The organism is Pseudothauera lacus (genome assembly GCF_003034845.1).
Classification (GTDB): Bacteria; Pseudomonadota; Gammaproteobacteria; order Burkholderiales; family Rhodocyclaceae; genus Pseudothauera; species Pseudothauera lacus.
The window spans coordinates 38,375-54,912 of record NZ_PZKC01000007.1 but is presented as its reverse complement, the minus strand read 5'-3'; the positions used below and the strand labels follow the sequence as shown (position 1 = coordinate 54,912).

Below are 16,538 nucleotides of genomic sequence, written 5' to 3'. Positions count from 1 at the left end.
ATGGATCGAGTACAGCAGCTCAACTATGAAAAGGACTTCCGCATCGCCTTCTTGGAATCCAAGGGGGACGGGTTTCAACGCCTGTTCGAGAAACTGATGTCGAAGGCGCACCCCAACGATTTCATGGCTTGCCGGCCCTGGGGCAACGTTGGAGACCGGAAGAACGATGGCTATTTGCCTTCTGCGCGAATCCTGTTCCAGAGTTACGCGCCGAATGAAATGAACGCCGCCGAGGCCACCAAGAAGATCAACGAGGACTTCGAGGGGGCCAAAGAGCACTGGGAAAAATACTTCGATGAGTGGACCTTCGTCCACAACGCACCCGACGGGCGTCTGGGCCCCCACATCATCGAAGCGCTGGCCAAACTCAGGCAAGACAATCCGGAGATCAGAATCGGACATTGCGGATATGAGGAAATGTTGGAGAAGTTCCGCCAGTTGAGCCTTCAGGATCTTGAATCCTGGTTTGGCCCCTCGCTGACAATGGAAGCGAACGTCAATTTGGGCTTCAGCGACCTGGCTGCTGTGCTCACGCATATCAGTACCACGCCCATACCCACGACGAGCGAGGTGAAGGACGTATCGCGCGGAAAGATCGAGGCCAATCTTCTGTCTCAGGCTGTCGCCGACTTTCTGAAGATCGGCATGCAGAAGTCGCCGCTCGTTGCACAGTTCTTCAATAGCTGGAAGAACCCTACCTACGGCGAGCAGATCGCGCAGGCGTTCAAGAACGAATACGTGGGGCTACGGGATGGAGTTCCTCAGCTCCATCCTGATGAGATATTCGGCCGTCTCGAAGCATGGGCCGGGGGCACGGCGAACACCACGCCCGCGCACAAGGCCGCCGTGTTGGCCGTGATGGCCTACCTGTTCGACAAGTGCGAAATCTTTGAAGATGCTCAAGCGGTGGTGGCGGCATGATCCTTCCATCCAAGCATCTGCCGCAGGATCGTGCGCTGCTGACCGTTGGTGCGCATGTTTTGACGTTCCTCGCTCACCCCAAGACTGTCTCCGCGCTTTGGGAGGAATTGAACAGAAATGACGCTGGCTTGGCGGCGACGCCCCGGCGCGTTACCTATGACTGGTTCCTGCTCGCCCTAGACCTCCTGTACGCCCTTGGAACCATAGAACTCGAAAGCGGCCTTGTGGCACGGAGGACAGCGTGATCCATCACATCTTCAGCACGCTGCCTAGCTTCAAGAATCTTGGCGATCTGAAGCCCGGCCTGAATGTGCTGCTCGCCCAAAAAACCGAAGGGGCGACCACCAAACAAACACGCAATCGCGCCGGCAAAACCAGTTTCGTTGAGCTGGTGCATTTTCTGCTGGGCGCCGACGCCGGGCCGGACTCAATTTTCCGTACCCCGGAGCTGGCAGAACATACCTTTGGCATGGACTTCGATCTGAAGTCAGAACGGACGGTGGTAGAGCGCAGCGGTAGTTCCAAAGCCAAAATCTTCGTGACCGTCCCGCCTGCCGCGAAGGTCAAGTTCTCGGCCACCGAGTGGTGTACGTTCCTCGGCGAGCAAATGTTCGGTCTGAGCAGCCTTGAAGCTGCAGGCAGCAAGCCGCCTTCGTTCCGGTCACTGTTTGCCTACTTTGTGCGCCGACAGGCGAGTGGTGCGTTCATGACACCGGAGAAGCAGGCCACGATGCAGGGCACTGGCGACATGCAAATGGCGCTGATGTTCCTGCTCGGATTGGACTGGCAAATCGCCCGAGATTGGCAAGCTGTGCGTGATCGCGAAAAAACCCTGGATGAGCTGAAGAAGGCGGCTGGGAACGGCGCGTTCGGTTCAATCATCGGCAAGGCCGCCGACCTGCGCACTGAGCTGACCATTCAAGAAGCCCGCCTCAAGAAGCTCCATGCGGAAGTTGAGACTTTCCAGGTCTTGCCGGAATACCGGGAACTGGAAATCGAAAGCGCCACGCTGACACGGCAGCTCAACGAGTTGGCCAACGCCAACACCATCGACTTCTCGGCCATTCGTGATCTGGAAAGCGCACTCGCCTCTGAGGTTCCTCCCAACCATGAAGACCTTCAGGCGGTCTATCAAGAAGCAGGCGTCGTGCTACCGGGCTTGGTCAAGCGCCGCTACGAGGACGTAAAGAGCTTTCACGAATCGGTGGTTCGCAATCGCAAGGACTATCTGTCCAGCGAACTCGAAGCGGCGAAGCTGCGTATCGAGCTGCGCGATAGCAAGAAGGCGCAACTCGACCATCGGCGCGTTGAAATCCTGGGCATTCTCAAGAGCCACGGCGCACTTGAACAGTTCCTCAAGCTGCAAGGCGAACTAGGGCGACTGGAATCCGAAGTGGAATCATTGCGGCAACGCTTCGAAGCAGCCGAGCAGCTCGAAGGCACCAAGAACGAGTTGGAGATTGAGCGGAACCGCCTCACGATCCGCCTAAGGCGTGACTTCACCGAGCAGAAGGATAGACTGGCGGAGGCAATCGTCGCCTTCGAGGAAACCTCGCAACGCTTGTATGAATCGGCCGGCAGCATGACGGTCGACGAGACCTCCAACGGACCGATTTTCAAGTTTCCGATGCAGGGCGAACGCAGCAAGGGCATCAAGAACATGCAGATTTTCTGCTTCGACATGATGCTTATGCGCTTGTGCACAAAGCGGCAGATGGGGCCTGGATTCCTGATCCATGACAGCCATCTCTTCGATGGCGTTGACGGGCGCCAGGTCATCAGTGCGTTGCGTCTTGGCTCAGAAATTGCTCAGGAACTTGGCTTTCAGTACATCGTGACGATGAATGAGGATGACGCCTTCAAGGAAACTATTGAAGGATTCGATCTCAACGACTATGTGCTTCCCACGCGCTTGACCGATGCCACGGAAGACGGTGGCTTGTTTGGCATCAGATTTGGATAGATGCCGAATTTATGGAAATTGAGTCCCGAGGGTGCGCTCGTCTGCCGGGAGTTTCGGACCATCGGAAGCAAGCACAGAGGGAAGGCAACGCCCCTGTCCTGAAGCCTATGAAAGATCGCAAGCATGATCGGACAAAGAACCCGCCATTCGTTCGCCCAGTTCCTCGGGCTGCAGGAGCCGATGACTTCGATCGTGCTTCTGAGCAAGTACGGCGTGCAGCATCTGCCGTTGTCGCATGGGCAACTGCTGTACGGTCTACTCAATACGTTGCGCGATCTGGATGACCGCACACTAATGCTGGCGCTGGCTGAGGTCGTTGCAACTTCGGGCGATCTGCGGGCCAGAGTCAATCCGAAGTATCGGTTCGACGAGCGCCAGCATGATCTGGCGCAATGCCTCCTGCTGGACGGCTACATCATCCAGGACAAGAAGCTGATCCAGACAGATCCGTCGATCTCTGATGCTGCGCCCTTGGAGGATGCCCTGATCACTGCGCTACAGAGCTCTGGCGCACCTCGTGCGGAGGAGATCATCGCCAAGATCAACGATTCGGCTGGCGCGTTCCGGGCAATTCCGCCCGACTACAACGCATCGCTTGTGAACGCCCGCGTGGCGCTGGAAACTTTGGCCGGCGACATAGCCGCCCATGTCGCCTCGCAACGGCAGACACCCGCCGCTTACAACCCATCGAAATGGGGCGAGGTGCTTGCGTTCCTGCGCAGCAGCGGCGAGATGACCACAGAGGAGGAAAAAGGCCTAGCCGGTGTTTTCGGCTTTCTCAGTCCTGGCGCACACCGCCCGGTGGGAATCCCTGAAGATCAGATGACACGGCGTGGCCGTTCATTCGCGCTCAATATGTGCTGGTTCCTGCTCAAGAACCATCTCATGCGAATTTCACAGCCTTGCCCCCCGACTTGAATGCGCAAGGACCAACAACATGCCGTTTGAGATCAGGCCTTGGGAAGCGATTGCGGAAAACTACGGCTGCACAATTCTCCTCGGCAATGGTGCCAGCATTTCCGTCAGTCCGAGCTTTTCCTACGGCTCGCTGCTGCAACATGCCGCCGAGCAGAACCTGCTTCGCGAGGATGCTCAGCGGTTGTTTGAGTTCTTTCAGACCAACGACTTCGAGTTGGTTCTTCGGATCGTCTGGCAGGCATCAAACGTCAATCGTTCGCTACGAATACCGGATGCGCAGACCCATGCCGCCTATGTCGGCCTTAGGGACTGCCTCATCCAAACAGTCCGCGACATTCACCCGGAGCACGGCACGGTAAGCGTCCACCTGCCGAGCATCTATCAATTCCTGAAACGGTTCGGAACCGTCATCTCGCTTAACTACGACCTGGTGGTGTACTGGGCTATGACCTACGGGTTGGACATCGACGACCAGCATGCATTCAAAGACTGCTTTGTGGGAGGCGGCGCCTTCGACGATGACTGGCGGCGATTCAGGCAGCCGATCCGAGGAGACCGTTCAGTCTCGCTGGTGTTCTATGCGCATGGCAGTCTGGTGTTGTGCCGAAACTTGGTAGAGCAAGAGCGCAAGATCCACAACCTTCGGGACGGGTTGCTGGAGGCGGTCCTGCAACGCTGGCAAAACGGAGAGGTCGTGCCTTTGTTCGTGAGCGAGGGAACGTGGCCGCAAAAAGTTGCATCCATCCAGAACAGCTACTACCTCTCCACCGTCTACAGAGAGGTTCTGAAATCGCAGCGGGATACTCTGGTGGTCTATGGCTGGGGCTTCGCCGAGCAAGACATTCACCTCCTGCAACGCATGAAAGACACGGGCATCAATCGTGTAGCGGTGTCAGTATTCCGAGGCGAACAGGCGTACTGCAATCGGGTCGTCCAGATAATCCATGATGTATTGGGAGCGCACGTCGAAGTGGAGTTCTTCGACAGCGAGAGTCCCGGTTGCTGGATCCACCCAATCCACTAAATAATACGCCGTGTCGTGTAGCGCGAAGCTGGGCTAGACCCGCAGTAAGACGTGGGGGGCATACCTTGAATTCGTGCTCATTGACGCGTTCGGCGGCACGTGTGGCCGTTGTCCTTGGCAAACCAGCCGTTTCATTCAACGCAACTGAATGGCAGCTCCGGCCGACGAGCACTCGGTCGCCAAGTCGCTCGAATGACCGCTGCAATCAACTGACTGCCGTTGGATAGTTGCAGCGACGAAAGGCAGCAACGGGTCGATAGCTGTCGGTGAGCCGTTTTGGCTGTCCTGTGCTCGAACCTTCCGCCCGCCCCGTCTTCCTGAGACCACGGTCAGGTGGCTGAAACCGTCTTCTGTTCCACCAACGGCACCACCCCAGGAAGCTCGAAGCGCTTGCGCCCCGGCTCCATTGGTGAGGCGTCGTGTGTGTTCCGCCAAGATCATCAAGGGGGCGCGCAGACGTCCTGTATCACCCCGCGAAGCCAGCGATGCACCGGATCCCTGTGGAGCCTCGGGTGCCAGAGCAGCGATACGGTAATTTCTCCAACGGCAAAGGGCAGGGCAAACGAGTACATGCCGTCGCGGAGGTTTCCGGTGTGGCGTTCGGGTACGCTTGCGATCAAGCCCGAGACCCGCGCCAGCGCTACGGCAGTCGAGAAGCCGCCGACGGTGGTGACGACCTTGCGCTGCAGACCCAGGGCAGCCAGTGCGTCATCGACCGGGCCGTGTGGCACGCCGCGCCGCGAGAGGCCGATATGCCGGCCCGCGGCGAATGAGGAAGGGGTGATCTCTTCGCCGCAGAGCGGGTGTCCTGCGCGTACCACGCCGATGAAACGGTCGCGAAACAGCGCCTGAACACGAAGCTCGGGGCCCATGCCGCTGCCGAGTACGCCGGTTTCCAGATCGACCGTGCCGTCGCGCAGCGCGTTGCTGTCGCGGTCGAGCTTGGGCACGAAGCCCAGGCGGATGCCCGGCGCCGCCTGGGCTACGCGGGCCAGCAGCGACGGTCCGAAGTTTTCTACGAAGCCTTCGCCGGTGCGCAGGGTGAAGCTGCGTTCCAGCGTTGCCAGGTTGGGGGCTTCCACTGGACGCAACGCGGCTTCCACGTCCTGCACCAACTCGCTCACCTTCTCACGCAGCTCCAGTGCGCGCGGCGTGGGCACGAGCCCGCGTCCGGCGCGGACCAGCAGCGGGTCGCCCGTTGTCTCGCGCAGTCGCGCCAGTGCGCGGCTCATGGCCGAAGGGCTGAGCCGCAGGCGCTCGGCCGCGCGTGCCACGTTGCCTTCGGCCAACAGCACGTCCAGCGTGAGGAGCAGGTTGAAATCGGGCCTTGACATGCGCGCACCATAGCACGGCATTTGAGGGCATGGCGTTTCATGCACTGATTAACTGCAAACGGTGCGCCTTCCGCCTTGCGAGCGACCTTTCTACCATCCGGACATCGTGGTCGAGGAGTCGAAAAATGGCGTCGAGAGCTGTGCCTGGTCGGGCAAACAACGGGGATGTCGCCGGGGGTGCCGCGCCCGACGGCGCTGCGCGCGCCATGGGGCGCGAGGAATGGAACCGGCGCTACGCGGTGAGCGAGTTCCTGTGGACCGTCGACGCCAACCGCTTTCTGGTCGCGGAGGTGGCAGGTTTGCCGCCCGGGCGGGCGTTGGACCTGGCCACCGGCGAAGGACGCAACGCCGTCTGGCTGGCCGAGCAGGGCTGGGATGTGTGTGCCGTTGATTTCGCCGAGCTGGGCTTGCAGAAAGCCCGGCGGCTGGCGGGTGCACGCGGCGTGGCGGGGCGCGTGAGCCTCGAGGCCGCGGATCTGCGCAGCTATCGGCCCGAGCCCGGCGGCTTCGATCTGGTCACGCTGATCTATCTGCAGGTTCCTCAAGCGGAGCTGCAACCGATCCTGCTGAAGGCCGCGCAGGCCGTGGCGCCGGGTGGCACCTTCCTGCTCGTCGCTCACGATACATCGAACCGGGCCGACGGCTTCGGCGGTCCGCAGGACCCTGCGGTGCTCTACACGGCGGAGCAGGTGGTGACCGCCGTCGGGCACGAACTGGTCATCGAGAAGGCGCACACCGTAGAGCGTATCGTCGGCACCGACGACGGCCCCCGGGTGGCCATCGATTGCCTCGTGCGTGGCTGGAGGTTGCCATGAGCAAGCTTGATCATCCGATTGGCGCAAACGCGCCGCGGAATGCTGCCTCGCGCTGGGCGATGACGAGCCTGTCGCTGTCCATGCTGCTGTCCTCGCTGGGCACCAGCATCGCCAACGTGGCTCTGCCAACGCTGGCACAGTCCTTCGATGCATCCTTTCAGGCGGTCCAGTGGGTGGTGCTGGCCTACCTCCTCGCCGTTACTTGCACGATCGTCGGCGTCGGCCGCCTGGGCGACGTCATCGGCAGGCGCCGACTGCTGCTCGTCGGCCTTGCCGTGTTTGCTGCGGCCTCCGTACTGTGCAGCGTGGCGCCCGGCCTGGGGTGGCTGATCGCGGCGCGCGCGCTGCAGGGCGTGGGGGCGGCGATCATGATGGCGCTCACCATGGCGCTGGTAGGCGAGGCCATACCCAAGGCGCGTACCGGCCGCGCCATGGGCCTGCTGGGCACCCTGTCCGCGGCGGGCACGGCGCTGGGGCCGACGCTGGGCGGCATGCTCATCGCCGTTGGCGGCTGGCAGGCAATCTTCCTGATCAAGTTCCAGCTCGCGGTGGTGGCGCTGCTCCTGGCGCTGCTTGGCCTGCCGGCCGCTGGCAGTTCGACCGGAGATGCGCGCCCGCCGTTCGACAAGGCTGGCGTAGTCGTCCTGGCGATGACGCTCGCGGCCTATGCGCTGGCGATGACGCTTGGGAATGGGCGCTTCGGCGTCGTCAACGGTGCGCTGCTGCTCGCGGCCATCATTGGAGCCGTGCTCTTCCTGTGGGTCGAAGCGCGGGCGCAGGCGCCGCTGCTGCGGCCGGGTCTGTTGGGTCAGGAGGGCGTGCTTGGTGCCGGGTTGGCGATGAGCGTCCTGGTCAACGCCGTGGTCATGGCGACGCTGGTCGTGGGGCCGTTCTACCTTGCCAGTGTTTTTGCCCTGGATTCGACACGGGTGGGGCTGGTGATGTCGAGCGGTCCGCTGGTGGCCGCGTTCGCTGGCATGCCCGCCGGGCGACTGGTGGATCGCTTGGGGGCACAGTGGATGACCATCGTCGGTCTGGGGGCGATGGCACTGGGCGCCTTTGCGCTGCCCGCGTTGGCCGCTACGGTGGGGCTGCCGGGTTATGTCGGCATGCTGGCGGTCATCACCTCAGGCTATGCGCTGTTTCAGGCGGCGAACAACACCGCGGTGATGATCCGCAGCAGTGCCGACCAGCACGGGCTCGTCTCCGGCCTGCTCAACCTGTCGCGCAACCTCGGTCTGATCACCGGCGCGTCCTTCATGGGCGCCGTCTTTGCTTCGGGCGCGGGTGCGGCCGATTTCACCTCGCTCGCTCAGCAGGCGGCCTCCTCCGGCCTTGCGGCTGCCTTTGCCGTCGGTGGCGGCCTAATGCTGGTTGCGCTGTTGATTGCCGTGCGGACAACCGTCGCAACGCGGCGTGCGGTGCTCCGGCGCGCGGAGTGATCCACAGCCGGTCTATCTCCCGTCAAAGGGCGACAACGCCATGGAGGCCCCGCAGTCGTGCAGTACGACACTGCCGTGAACTCAAAGCACGAGTTCAAGGAGCTTCAGGACCTTTTCCTTCGAGGCAGCGGGTTCCTGTAGCAGGTCGTATACCCTCAGCACGAGCGCTGCCTTTTTCTCAGCAGAAACGGTGGGATGACCGGCCCGGCTCAAGCTGGTTTCGACAGTCTCCAGTGCCGCTTGCAGACGTTTCGCGCAAGGCGCCGTTGGTTCCACTGCAGGTGCAGTCATGGGACCTTCGCCCGTTAGCAGCCAGTTGGCATCGACGCCCGCGCGCACAAAACGCTCGATGGCGTCAGCGCCGGGCAGGCTGAGGTTCATCTCATACTTCTGATACGAACTGTATGGGACTCCAAATAAGGATGACGCGTCAGCCTGCCTGAGTCCCTTCGTCTCGCGCCAGGCCTTCAAGCGCGATCCGAGGCTGCCGGCCTTGACCGTCGCTCGCGGTACAGTGGTTTGCGGGGGAGCGGCAGGTGCTGTGGGCTGGGCACGCATGTGGGGGCAGTGCTCTTCTTGGGGGCCTATGTGATCCAAATAAGGAGTTTTCTGTGTTGACCTGTAACCAGATAAGGAGTAATTTCGTCGTATGACAAGCGTGATCCTATCTTGGGGGCTGTGAGCGCGTGCAGCCGCCCACTCTCTTCAATGGGTGCTTAAACGCTTGGTAAGGCGCTGCAGTCCACGGGCGTGTTGTCGTCTTTTGGGACTCCGTGGCGACGGCATCGCTCTGGGCGCAAGTAGGTGCACTGCCTATCCGGGTCGATGTCCGTGCCCGTTCGGGGGAGTCTCTGTGGTGTCCTTGGACCTCCTGGGGGTGGTATGGTCAGTGTAACGCCAAGGAAAAGTAATACAACGCAGAAACGGCTTTCTGAGGGGAACGGTAAGGCCTCTTTGCCCACTCCGGGTAGTTTGGGGTGGGTTGAGTGGCCTGTCACGCAGTGTCGTTCGGAGATCTCCAAAGCGCCGGGGGCGTTATTCTCATGACTGCACTTCCCTTGGTGCGGCGAGGAACGCTGGCCTTCCTCTGCATCGCGCTGGTCGCTTGCCTCGTAGTATATCTCGGCCACGATTACTACCATGTCGTTTCCGCCGAGAGCCTCGGGTTGTCCAACCGGCTTGCAGACACCGCTGGGACCCTGATCATCGTCGGTGTTGCCTATGGCGTCTATGCCTTGTACTCCAGGCTGTTTTATCGGGATCTTGTCCTCGGTCTCGGAGTGAATGCGGGTCACCTTCGAGACCGCCAGCATGCCCTGACGCGGCATCAGCACGAGGTGCTGGAGAGCTTGTCGGAGTTGCGGCAGGTGGGTCGGCTGACGCGCGAGCAGTTGGGGCAACTCGTTGAGCTTACCGAGACGGCCGCGGTCGATATCGTCGGCGAGCTGCAGTTGCTCGATGTGTCGATGCGCGACCTGAAGGGTGGGGTATCGCGTGCGACGGAGCTGAGTGCCCGGCTGATGAGCGACGCCAGGGCAAGGATGCAGAGCAACCATGACGTGGTGGTGAGGCTCGGGCATTACATGGAGGAGCGCCTGGCCGAATCTGAGCGAGAGCGCCAGCGCATTGCACGAGTAGTGGATGAGAGCCGCGATCTGGGCAAGTTGGCGGATGCGATCCGTGGCATCGCCAGTCAAACCAACCTGCTGGCGTTGAATGCTGCAATCGAGGCAGCCAGGGCGGGGCAGGCAGGGCGGGGTTTTTCTGTGGTGGCGGACGAGGTTCGCAAGCTTTCCACGGTCGTGGGCGAGGCGGCGGGCAGTATCCAGACGGGCATTGCCACAGTGGCGGAGACGATTGCCTCCCAGTTCGAAGCTCGGCTCAATGACGATGGCGTGGTTGCGGAACGGCGCTCCCTGCAGGCCATCGCGGAGCAGCTGGAGAGCCTCACCCAGGGAATCCAGCAGGTCATCGAGGGTGAGGCCGATACCCTTCAACGAATCAACGACGCTGCGCAGTTGCTTGACGATGGCATTTGCCGGGCGATGAGCTGCATCCAGTTTCAGGACATTGCCCGTCAACAGATCGAGCGCATCCAGGATGTCGTCATGCGGATGGAGGCGCACATCGGCTTGTTGGCCGAACTGACTTCCAAGCCCGGTTCGCCCGTGCCCGGCAGGGGGGCGGTGAACGAAGCCGCTGTCGGTATTTATGACGGACATGGTCGTTCAGCCCCTGGCGTCGTGGCGGTTGAGCTGTTTTGAGTGGCCCCGCGGAGGTGGTTGAGGAGGCTCCCAAGGATGTTGTGGGCACTGCCCCATCTTGCGCTGACGAGGTGGCTCCATCGGGAGATGCCCGTGAGATTTGCCGGGAGACCTGCAGCGAGTGCTTCGTCAGTCGCGTGGATGGCGTTGGCTCGCCCCATCCTGAGAAGGTGGGGCGCACCATTGCACTGGCACTGCTGGTGTACTTTGCGTGCGGGTTGGCCTGGGTGTTCGGTGGCAGCGATGCTCTGGCTGCGGTGTTTCCTGACGGAGGTGCCGGCGGCAAGGGTGAGGTGATGCTGATGCTGTTGGCGAGCGTTCTGTTTGCCGCTTGGTTGGCTGGGTACCGGTCGCGGATGGCGATGCGCCACCTTGGGAGTCACGGGCAGCGTCAGCGCCTGGTGTCCGCAGTGTTCGCTTCCATGCGCGAAGGCGTGGTGGTGACCGACCTGGAAGGACGAGTCAGGGTGGTCAACTCCGCTTTCCGCTCCATTTCGGGCTATGCGGAAGAGGAGCTGCTTGGTCACAAGCTCAGCATGCTCAAGTCTGGCCGTCATCCCAGTACCTTTTACAGCGAGATGTGGAGCAGCTTGGCACGGGATGGGTTCTGGCAGGGTGAGATCTGGAATCGGCGCAAGAATGGTGATCTCTACGCGATCTGGCTGACCATCAGTACGGTTCCGGACGCGAGCGGCGCGCCCTACAGCTATGTCGGCGTGCTGCTCGACGTGTCTCCCCTCAAGCAGTCGGAGCGGCAACTGGACTATCTGGCCCATCATGATGTCCTGACGGGTCTGGCGAATCGACTGATGTTGCTGACGCGCCTGCAGAAGGTCCTCCGCCAGTCCCGCCAGCCGGAGCAGGGGGGCGCGCTGCTGTTCATCGATCTGGACCGTTTCAAGCATGTCAACGACAGCCTGGGACACCCCGCCGGGGACGAACTTCTGTGCCAGGTCGCCGTTCGGTTTGGCGAGTGCCTGCGCGAGACGGATCTCCTGGCACGCTTTGGCGGCGATGAGTTCGTCGTCCTTCTGGAGGGGGTCGCGAGCGCGAACGGTGCCGCGACCGTTGCTGAAAAGCTGTTGCAAGGCCTGGCAAGGTCCTTCCTGGTGTGCGGAGGCAACGAGGTGATCGTTGGGGCAAGCATAGGCATCGCGTTGTATCCAAGGGATGGCGATAGTCCCGATGCCTTGATCCAGCACGCGGATTCAGCGCTTTACAACGCTAAATCGTGTGGAAGCAACGCTTACCGGTTCTATGCCGAGGCGCAGACAAGGGCGGCTGACGAGCGTTTGGCCATGGAGGTGGCGTTGCGCAGGGCGCTCGATCATGATGAGTTTGTCCTGTACTACCAGCCGCAGGTGGATGCGCGCGATGGCAGCCTGATCGGGGTCGAGGCGCTGGTGAGGTGGCGGAGCTCGCAGCGTGGCCTGGTGTCACCGTCAAGGTTCATTCCGCTTGCCGAAGAAAGCGGATTCATCGTTGCGCTTGGGGATTGGGTGCTGCGCGATGCATGTGCGCAGGCCCGTGCCTGGTTGGATGAGGGTGTGCCATTGACCCGACTGGCGGTGAACCTGTCAGCGCGCCAGTTCAGGCAGCCTGATCTCGTCGAGCGGATACGGGCCATGCTTGACGGCAATGGACTGAGGCCTACGCTTCTTGAGCTGGAGATTACCGAGAGCGTGTTGATGGATGTGGCAGGCGCGATGGAGAAGCTCGGGCAGTTGGCCAGCATTGGGGTGCGTATCGCCATTGATGATTTTGGTACGGGCTACTCGTCGTTTGCCTATCTCAAGAGCATTCCCTTTGACGTAATCAAGATAGACAAGAGCTTTGTTGGAGACATCGGCCGTGATCAGGCCAGCTCCCGCATCGTTGCGACCATCATCCAGCTTGGCCACGGACTCGACCGTGAGGTCGTTGCCGAGGGGGTGGAAACGGCGGAACAACGGGATTTCCTTCTCGCCGCGGGTTGCAGTTCATGCCAAGGCTATCTGTTCTCCCCGCCGTTCCCCGCTCGCGAGTTGGACGCGTGGCTGAGGGGGGAGCCCTACTGAAGCGGTGCTTCATCAGGGCGCAGCGGCGGTTCCGCGCAGAAGTTTCCCACTCTGGGTACGTTCTGCGTCATTCGCCCTTCTTCACATCCACCAGCGGCACCACCCCCGGAAACTCGAAGCGCTTGCGCCCCGGCTCCATCTCGGTGAGCGGGGCGCAGGCCTTCAGCGTGGACAGGCTGCGCACGGTGAGGTCCTGGTAGCAGCGCGTGCCGTCGACCTTCCAGGCCATTTCCTCTTCGGAGAGCGCGCGCATGACCTTCGCCGGCATGCCGGCGGCGAGCATGCGCGGGGGGATTTCCATGCCGGCCTTGACGAAGGCGCAGGCGCCGACGATGGCCGATTCGCCGACGATGGCGTTGTCCATGATCACCGCGTTCATGCCGATCAGCGCATTCCTGCCGACCCGGCAGCCGTGCAGCACGGCGCCGTGGCCGACGTGGCCGTCCTGTTCGATGACGGTGTCGGTACCGGGGAAGCCGTGCATCACGCAGGTGTCCTGGATGTTGCTGCCTTCTTCCAGCACGATGCGGCCGAAGTCGCCGCGCAGGGAGGCGAGCGGGGCGACGTAGCAGCGCGGGCCGACGATGACGTCGCCGATCAGCACGGCGTCGGGGTGGACGAAGGCGTCGGGGTGGATGACCGGGCGCAGGCCGTCGATTTCGTAGCAGGGCATGGGGGGCTCCTGGGGGTAGATGTTGGTGCAGTGCTGCGTGCTGAATGGTCCCTGCACTTCATCGCCACAATGAAACTCCCTCCCCTTCAAGGGGGCGGAGCAGGGGTTTCGGCGAGCACCGCTCGCCGCCTGCGTAGCGGCGTAGCGTAGCGGAGACTACCGGGTGGGGGTGGGGATGGGTTGCGGGCTGAATTCCGTCGCATGCGTATCTTGCTCGCTGGAAACCCATCCCCCTCCTGTCCGTCCAGGGCCGGCTTTGCACAGCCGGCCCGCTCAGCCGGCGCGAAGCTGTGCTTCGCGAAACCCCGGCTTCGCCCCCCTTGAAGGGGGAGGGACGCAGGTCATGGGCTGCGGAGCAAACCTGCCTGCGTCCTCTCCTGATGGGGAAGGGACCTGCTAACCAGCTTACTCGACGTGGTAACGCCGCTGCACCACGCGGAAGCGGTTGGCGACGAAGGCAGCGTCCGAATACGAGGCGTTGGCGGCCGGGTTCATGCCTACGCCGTGGTAGTCGGAGAAGGCCGCGGACTGGTTCACGAACACCCCGCCGGTGAGGTTGATCGACAGCGCGACGCCGGCGTTGAGGGTGGCTTCGGTCATGGCGTCGAGGATCTCCGCGCGGGTCGAATACACGCCCACGGTGAGCGCGCCGTGCTTGCGCACGATGCGTTCGGAGAGCGCCACCGCGGCGGCGCCGTCGGCGACCTTGACGACGAAGGCAATGGGGCCGAAGCGTTCTTCCATGTAGTTCGACTCGTCGGCGGCGTCGCAGGCCAGCAGCACCGGGGTGCGCACTTCGGCGCCGGGGAATTCGGGGTGCTCGATCTTGCTGGAGCCGAGCACCACCTTGCCGAAGGCGCCGGACTGGCATTCCTCGATGCGCGCCAGCGTGGCTTCGGACTGGATGGCACCGAGCACCGCGGTGGCCACTGCGGGATCGGCGAGGAACTTGCTGATCGCCGCGCCGAGGTCGGCGGCGACTTCGTCGAAACTCTTGTGGCCCTGGTCGGTCTCGATGCCGCCGGCGGGCACCATGATCGCCTGGGTGGTGGTGCACATCTGCCCGGAGTAAAGGCTGAGCGTGAACGCGAGGTTCCTCAGCATGGCCTTGTAGCTGTCGGTGGACTCGATCACCACGTTGTTTACCCCGGCCAGCTCGGCATACACCTGGGCCTGGCGGGCGTTGTCGAGCAGCCACTGGCCGAAGACGTTACCGCCGGTGAAGTCGATGGATTTCACCGCCGGGTGGGTGGCCAGCGCCTGGGTGGCGGCGCGCTTTTCCACCACTGCGAGGCTAACCAGGTTGGGGTCGAGACCGGCTTCGGCGAGCACTTCGCGGATGATGCGCACGGTGATGGCGGCGGGCAGGATGGCGTTGCTGTGCGGCTTGACGATCACCGGGTTGCCGGTGGCGAGCGCCGCAAACAGGCCCGGATAGGTGTTCCAGGTCGGGAAGGTGCCGCAGCCGATCACCAGCGCCACGCCGCGGCCGACGATCTCGTAGTGCTTCTGCATCTTCAGCGCCGGGTTCTTGCCCTGCGGCTTTTCCCAGATGGTGGTCGCAGGGATGCGGCTCATCTCGTCCCAGGCGTAGGCCACGGCTTCCAGACCGCGGTCCTGCGCGTGCGGGCCGCCGGCCTGGAAGGCCATCATCCAGCCCTGGCCGGTGGTGTACATCACCGCGTGGGCGATCTCGAAGCTCTTCTTGTTGAGGCGGTCGAGGATCTCCAGGCACACGCCGACGCGGCCTTCGGCGCCGATCTTGCGCCAGCCCGGCATGGCGGCCTGGGCGGCGGCGATCAGCGCGTCCACGTCACACACCGGATAGCGCACGTCCAGCTTCACGCCGTAGGGGCTTTTCTCCGGCGCGGCCCAGGCGCTGGCGCCGGGCTGGTCGAGAACGAAGTCCTGGCCGGCGAGTGCCTCCACCGCGGCCTTGCCGTCGGCCATGGCGGTTTCGCCATACACCTTGGGGCTGGGCATCTCGGGGTAGGGGGTCCAGTAGCCGCGGCTGTGGATGGCGTCGAGGGCCGCGTCCAGGGTGGCGCGGTGCTTGTCGAACAGCGGGTGGGTCATGGCGTCTCCTCCATTGACGGCGTCTGTGCGCCGTGAAAAAGGGTCTTCGCGGGGTGCGAAAAATAGTGCTTGTTTTTTGATCTGGATCAAGACTACTATTGATTGACCGGTCGGTCAAACGACTTTGCAGAGACCGGACAGAGGGCATCAAGCCCCGGCATGGAAGAGACAGCGTGCCCCACGGCGCGTAAAAGAACAAGGATGGAGGAGACCCTCATGAGCACTGCCCACAGTGCCGCGGCCCAGCCTTTCGAGACCATCGCCCTGACGGTGGCCGAAGGCGTGGCGACGCTGACCCTGAACCGCCCCGAGCGGCTCAACAGCTTCAACGATCAGATGCACGCCGAAGTGCGTGCGGCGCTCGCCGCGGTGCGCGCCGGGCGTGCCGACGGTAGCGTCCGCGTGCTGGTGCTGACCGGCGCCGGGCGGGGTTTCTGCGCCGGCCAGGATCTCTCCGACCGCGCCGTGGCGGCCGGCGACGAGGCCCCCGACCTCGGCGCCTCCGTCGAACGCAACTACAAGCCGCTGGTGCTCGCGCTGCGTGCGCTCGACCTGCCGGTGATCGCTGCGGTGAACGGCGTTGCCGCAGGTGCCGGCGCCAACCTCGCGCTGGCCTGCGACCTGGTGTTCGCCGCGCGCTCGGCGAGCTTCATCCAGTCCTTCGCCAAGCTCGGCCTGATCCCGGATACCGGCGGCACCTGGATCCTGCCGCGCCTGCTCGGCCCGGCGCGCGCCATGGGCCTGGCCCTGCTGGGCGACAAGCTGGGGGCCGAACAGGCCGAGCAATGGGGCCTGATCTGGAAGTGCGTGGACGACGAGGCATTGCTGCCTACCGTGCAGCAGGTCGCCGCCACGCTGGCGCAGGGGCCGACCTTCGGCTATGCGCAGACCAAGCGCCTGATCTGGACCAGCGATGGTGAGGATTTCGAATCCCAGTTGAACCGCGAACGCGACGCCATGACTGTGTGCGGCCGCTCGCACGACTACCGCGAAGGCGTGGCCGCCTTCATGGAAAAGCGCGCGCCGCGCTTCAAGGGGGACTGAACGGTGA

Annotated in this window: 14 protein-coding genes; 10 read left to right on the top strand and 4 right to left on the bottom strand. The window is 62.8% G+C overall.

What is annotated here, in order from left to right:
* The 5 genes from C8261_RS09975 to C8261_RS09955 all read left to right on the top strand — a co-directional run bounded on the left by C8261_RS09975 (position 1) and on the right by C8261_RS09955 (position 4,826).
* A complete protein-coding gene (locus tag C8261_RS09975) occupies positions 1 to 921 on the top strand; it encodes an ABC-three component system protein (protein WP_107493672.1) in 921 nt (306 codons plus the stop codon).
* Positions 918 to 1,166, top strand: a complete 249-nt coding sequence (locus C8261_RS09970; protein WP_107493559.1) for an ABC-three component system middle component 6 — start codon at positions 918 to 920, stop codon at positions 1,164 to 1,166. Before C8261_RS09975 ends, C8261_RS09970 begins: the two co-directional genes overlap by 4 nt.
* Positions 1,163 to 2,884, top strand: coding sequence for an ABC-three component system protein (locus tag C8261_RS09965; protein ID WP_107493558.1), 1,722 nt, complete (start codon positions 1,163 to 1,165; stop codon positions 2,882 to 2,884). The genes C8261_RS09970 and C8261_RS09965 overlap by 4 nt, the downstream gene beginning before the upstream one ends.
* A 123-nt stretch (positions 2,885 to 3,007) precedes the next feature.
* Entirely contained in the window at positions 3,008 to 3,802 is a 795-nt protein-coding gene (locus C8261_RS09960) for a hypothetical protein (RefSeq protein ID WP_235864891.1), read from the top strand.
* A gap of 19 nt (positions 3,803 to 3,821) precedes the next feature.
* Positions 3,822 to 4,826 carry a DUF4917 family protein gene (locus C8261_RS09955; RefSeq protein WP_107493557.1) on the top strand — a complete coding sequence of 335 codons (1,005 nt, stop codon included), beginning with the start codon at positions 3,822 to 3,824 and terminating at the stop codon, positions 4,824 to 4,826.
* Positions 4,827 to 5,266: 440 nt separating this feature from the next.
* Here C8261_RS09955 and C8261_RS09950 read toward each other — a convergent pair whose 3' ends face one another.
* On the bottom strand, positions 5,267 to 6,160 hold the full coding sequence (locus C8261_RS09950; protein WP_107493670.1) for a LysR family transcriptional regulator: 894 nt from the start codon (positions 6,158 to 6,160) through the stop codon (positions 5,267 to 5,269).
* 125 nt (positions 6,161 to 6,285) lie between these two features.
* Between C8261_RS09950 and C8261_RS09945 the strand changes: the two genes are divergently transcribed.
* Together C8261_RS09945 and C8261_RS09940 are read left to right on the top strand one after the other, a co-directional pair.
* Positions 6,286 to 6,975, top strand: a complete 690-nt coding sequence (locus C8261_RS09945; RefSeq protein WP_219905182.1) for an SAM-dependent methyltransferase — start codon at positions 6,286 to 6,288, stop codon at positions 6,973 to 6,975.
* Complete coding sequence (locus C8261_RS09940) at positions 6,972 to 8,417, top strand: MFS transporter (protein ID WP_219905181.1); 1,446 nt, start codon at positions 6,972 to 6,974, stop codon at positions 8,415 to 8,417. Before C8261_RS09945 ends, C8261_RS09940 begins: the two co-directional genes overlap by 4 nt.
* 81 nt (positions 8,418 to 8,498) lie before the next feature.
* On the opposite strand, the gene C8261_RS09935 is transcribed toward C8261_RS09940, so the two are convergent.
* Positions 8,499 to 8,798, bottom strand: a complete 300-nt coding sequence (locus tag C8261_RS09935; RefSeq protein ID WP_219905180.1) for a hypothetical protein — start codon at positions 8,796 to 8,798, stop codon at positions 8,499 to 8,501.
* Positions 8,799 to 9,460: 662 nt separating this feature from the next.
* Here C8261_RS09935 and C8261_RS09930 point away from each other — a divergent pair.
* Positions 9,461 to 10,681, top strand: coding sequence for a methyl-accepting chemotaxis protein (locus C8261_RS09930; RefSeq protein WP_146161673.1), 1,221 nt, complete (start codon positions 9,461 to 9,463; stop codon positions 10,679 to 10,681).
* Between the two features lie 170 nt (positions 10,682 to 10,851).
* Positions 10,852 to 12,738, top strand: coding sequence for a putative bifunctional diguanylate cyclase/phosphodiesterase (locus C8261_RS09925; protein WP_235864890.1), 1,887 nt, complete (start codon positions 10,852 to 10,854; stop codon positions 12,736 to 12,738).
* 67 nt (positions 12,739 to 12,805) lie between these two features.
* Here the strand turns inward: C8261_RS09925 and paaY are convergent, their stop codons facing one another.
* Together paaY and paaN are read right to left on the bottom strand one after the other, a co-directional pair.
* Positions 12,806 to 13,411 (bottom strand): phenylacetic acid degradation protein PaaY, encoded by a 606-nt coding sequence (gene paaY / locus C8261_RS09920; RefSeq protein ID WP_107493553.1) that lies wholly within the window; start codon positions 13,409 to 13,411, stop codon positions 12,806 to 12,808.
* A 405-nt stretch (positions 13,412 to 13,816) separates the two neighbouring features.
* On the bottom strand, positions 13,817 to 15,487 hold the full coding sequence (paaN, locus tag C8261_RS09915) for a phenylacetic acid degradation protein PaaN (protein ID WP_107493552.1): 1,671 nt from the start codon (positions 15,485 to 15,487) through the stop codon (positions 13,817 to 13,819).
* Between the two features lie 216 nt (positions 15,488 to 15,703).
* Between paaN and paaG the strand changes: the two genes are divergently transcribed.
* Entirely contained in the window at positions 15,704 to 16,531 is an 828-nt protein-coding gene (gene paaG, locus C8261_RS09910; protein ID WP_107493667.1) for a 2-(1,2-epoxy-1,2-dihydrophenyl)acetyl-CoA isomerase PaaG, read from the top strand.
* The last annotated feature ends 7 nt before the right edge of the window (positions 16,532 to 16,538 follow it).

Bases quoted from the DNA above. Each gene is read 5' to 3' on its own strand.
- paaY (WP_107493553.1), bottom strand. From the start codon at position 13,411: ATGCCCTGCTACGAAATCGACGGCCTGCGCCCGGTCATCCACCCCGAC.
- C8261_RS09935 (WP_219905180.1), bottom strand. From the start codon at position 8,798: ATGAACCTCAGCCTGCCCGGCGCTGACGCCATCGAGCGTTTTGTGCGC.
- C8261_RS09950 (WP_107493670.1), bottom strand. From the start codon at position 6,160: ATGTCAAGGCCCGATTTCAACCTGCTCCTCACGCTGGACGTGCTGTTG.
- C8261_RS09945 (WP_219905182.1), top strand. From the start codon at position 6,286: ATGGCGTCGAGAGCTGTGCCTGGTCGGGCAAACAACGGGGATGTCGCC.
- C8261_RS09975 (WP_107493672.1), top strand. From the start codon at position 1: ATGGATCGAGTACAGCAGCTCAACTATGAAAAGGACTTCCGCATCGCC.
- C8261_RS09940 (WP_219905181.1), top strand. From the start codon at position 6,972: ATGAGCAAGCTTGATCATCCGATTGGCGCAAACGCGCCGCGGAATGCT.
- C8261_RS09970 (WP_107493559.1), top strand. From the start codon at position 918: ATGATCCTTCCATCCAAGCATCTGCCGCAGGATCGTGCGCTGCTGACC.
- C8261_RS09960 (WP_235864891.1), top strand. From the start codon at position 3,008: ATGATCGGACAAAGAACCCGCCATTCGTTCGCCCAGTTCCTCGGGCTG.
- paaG (WP_107493667.1), top strand. From the start codon at position 15,704: ATGAGCACTGCCCACAGTGCCGCGGCCCAGCCTTTCGAGACCATCGCC.
- C8261_RS09930 (WP_146161673.1), top strand. From the start codon at position 9,461: ATGACTGCACTTCCCTTGGTGCGGCGAGGAACGCTGGCCTTCCTCTGC.
- paaN (WP_107493552.1), bottom strand. From the start codon at position 15,487: ATGACCCACCCGCTGTTCGACAAGCACCGCGCCACCCTGGACGCGGCC.
- C8261_RS09955 (WP_107493557.1), top strand. From the start codon at position 3,822: ATGCCGTTTGAGATCAGGCCTTGGGAAGCGATTGCGGAAAACTACGGC.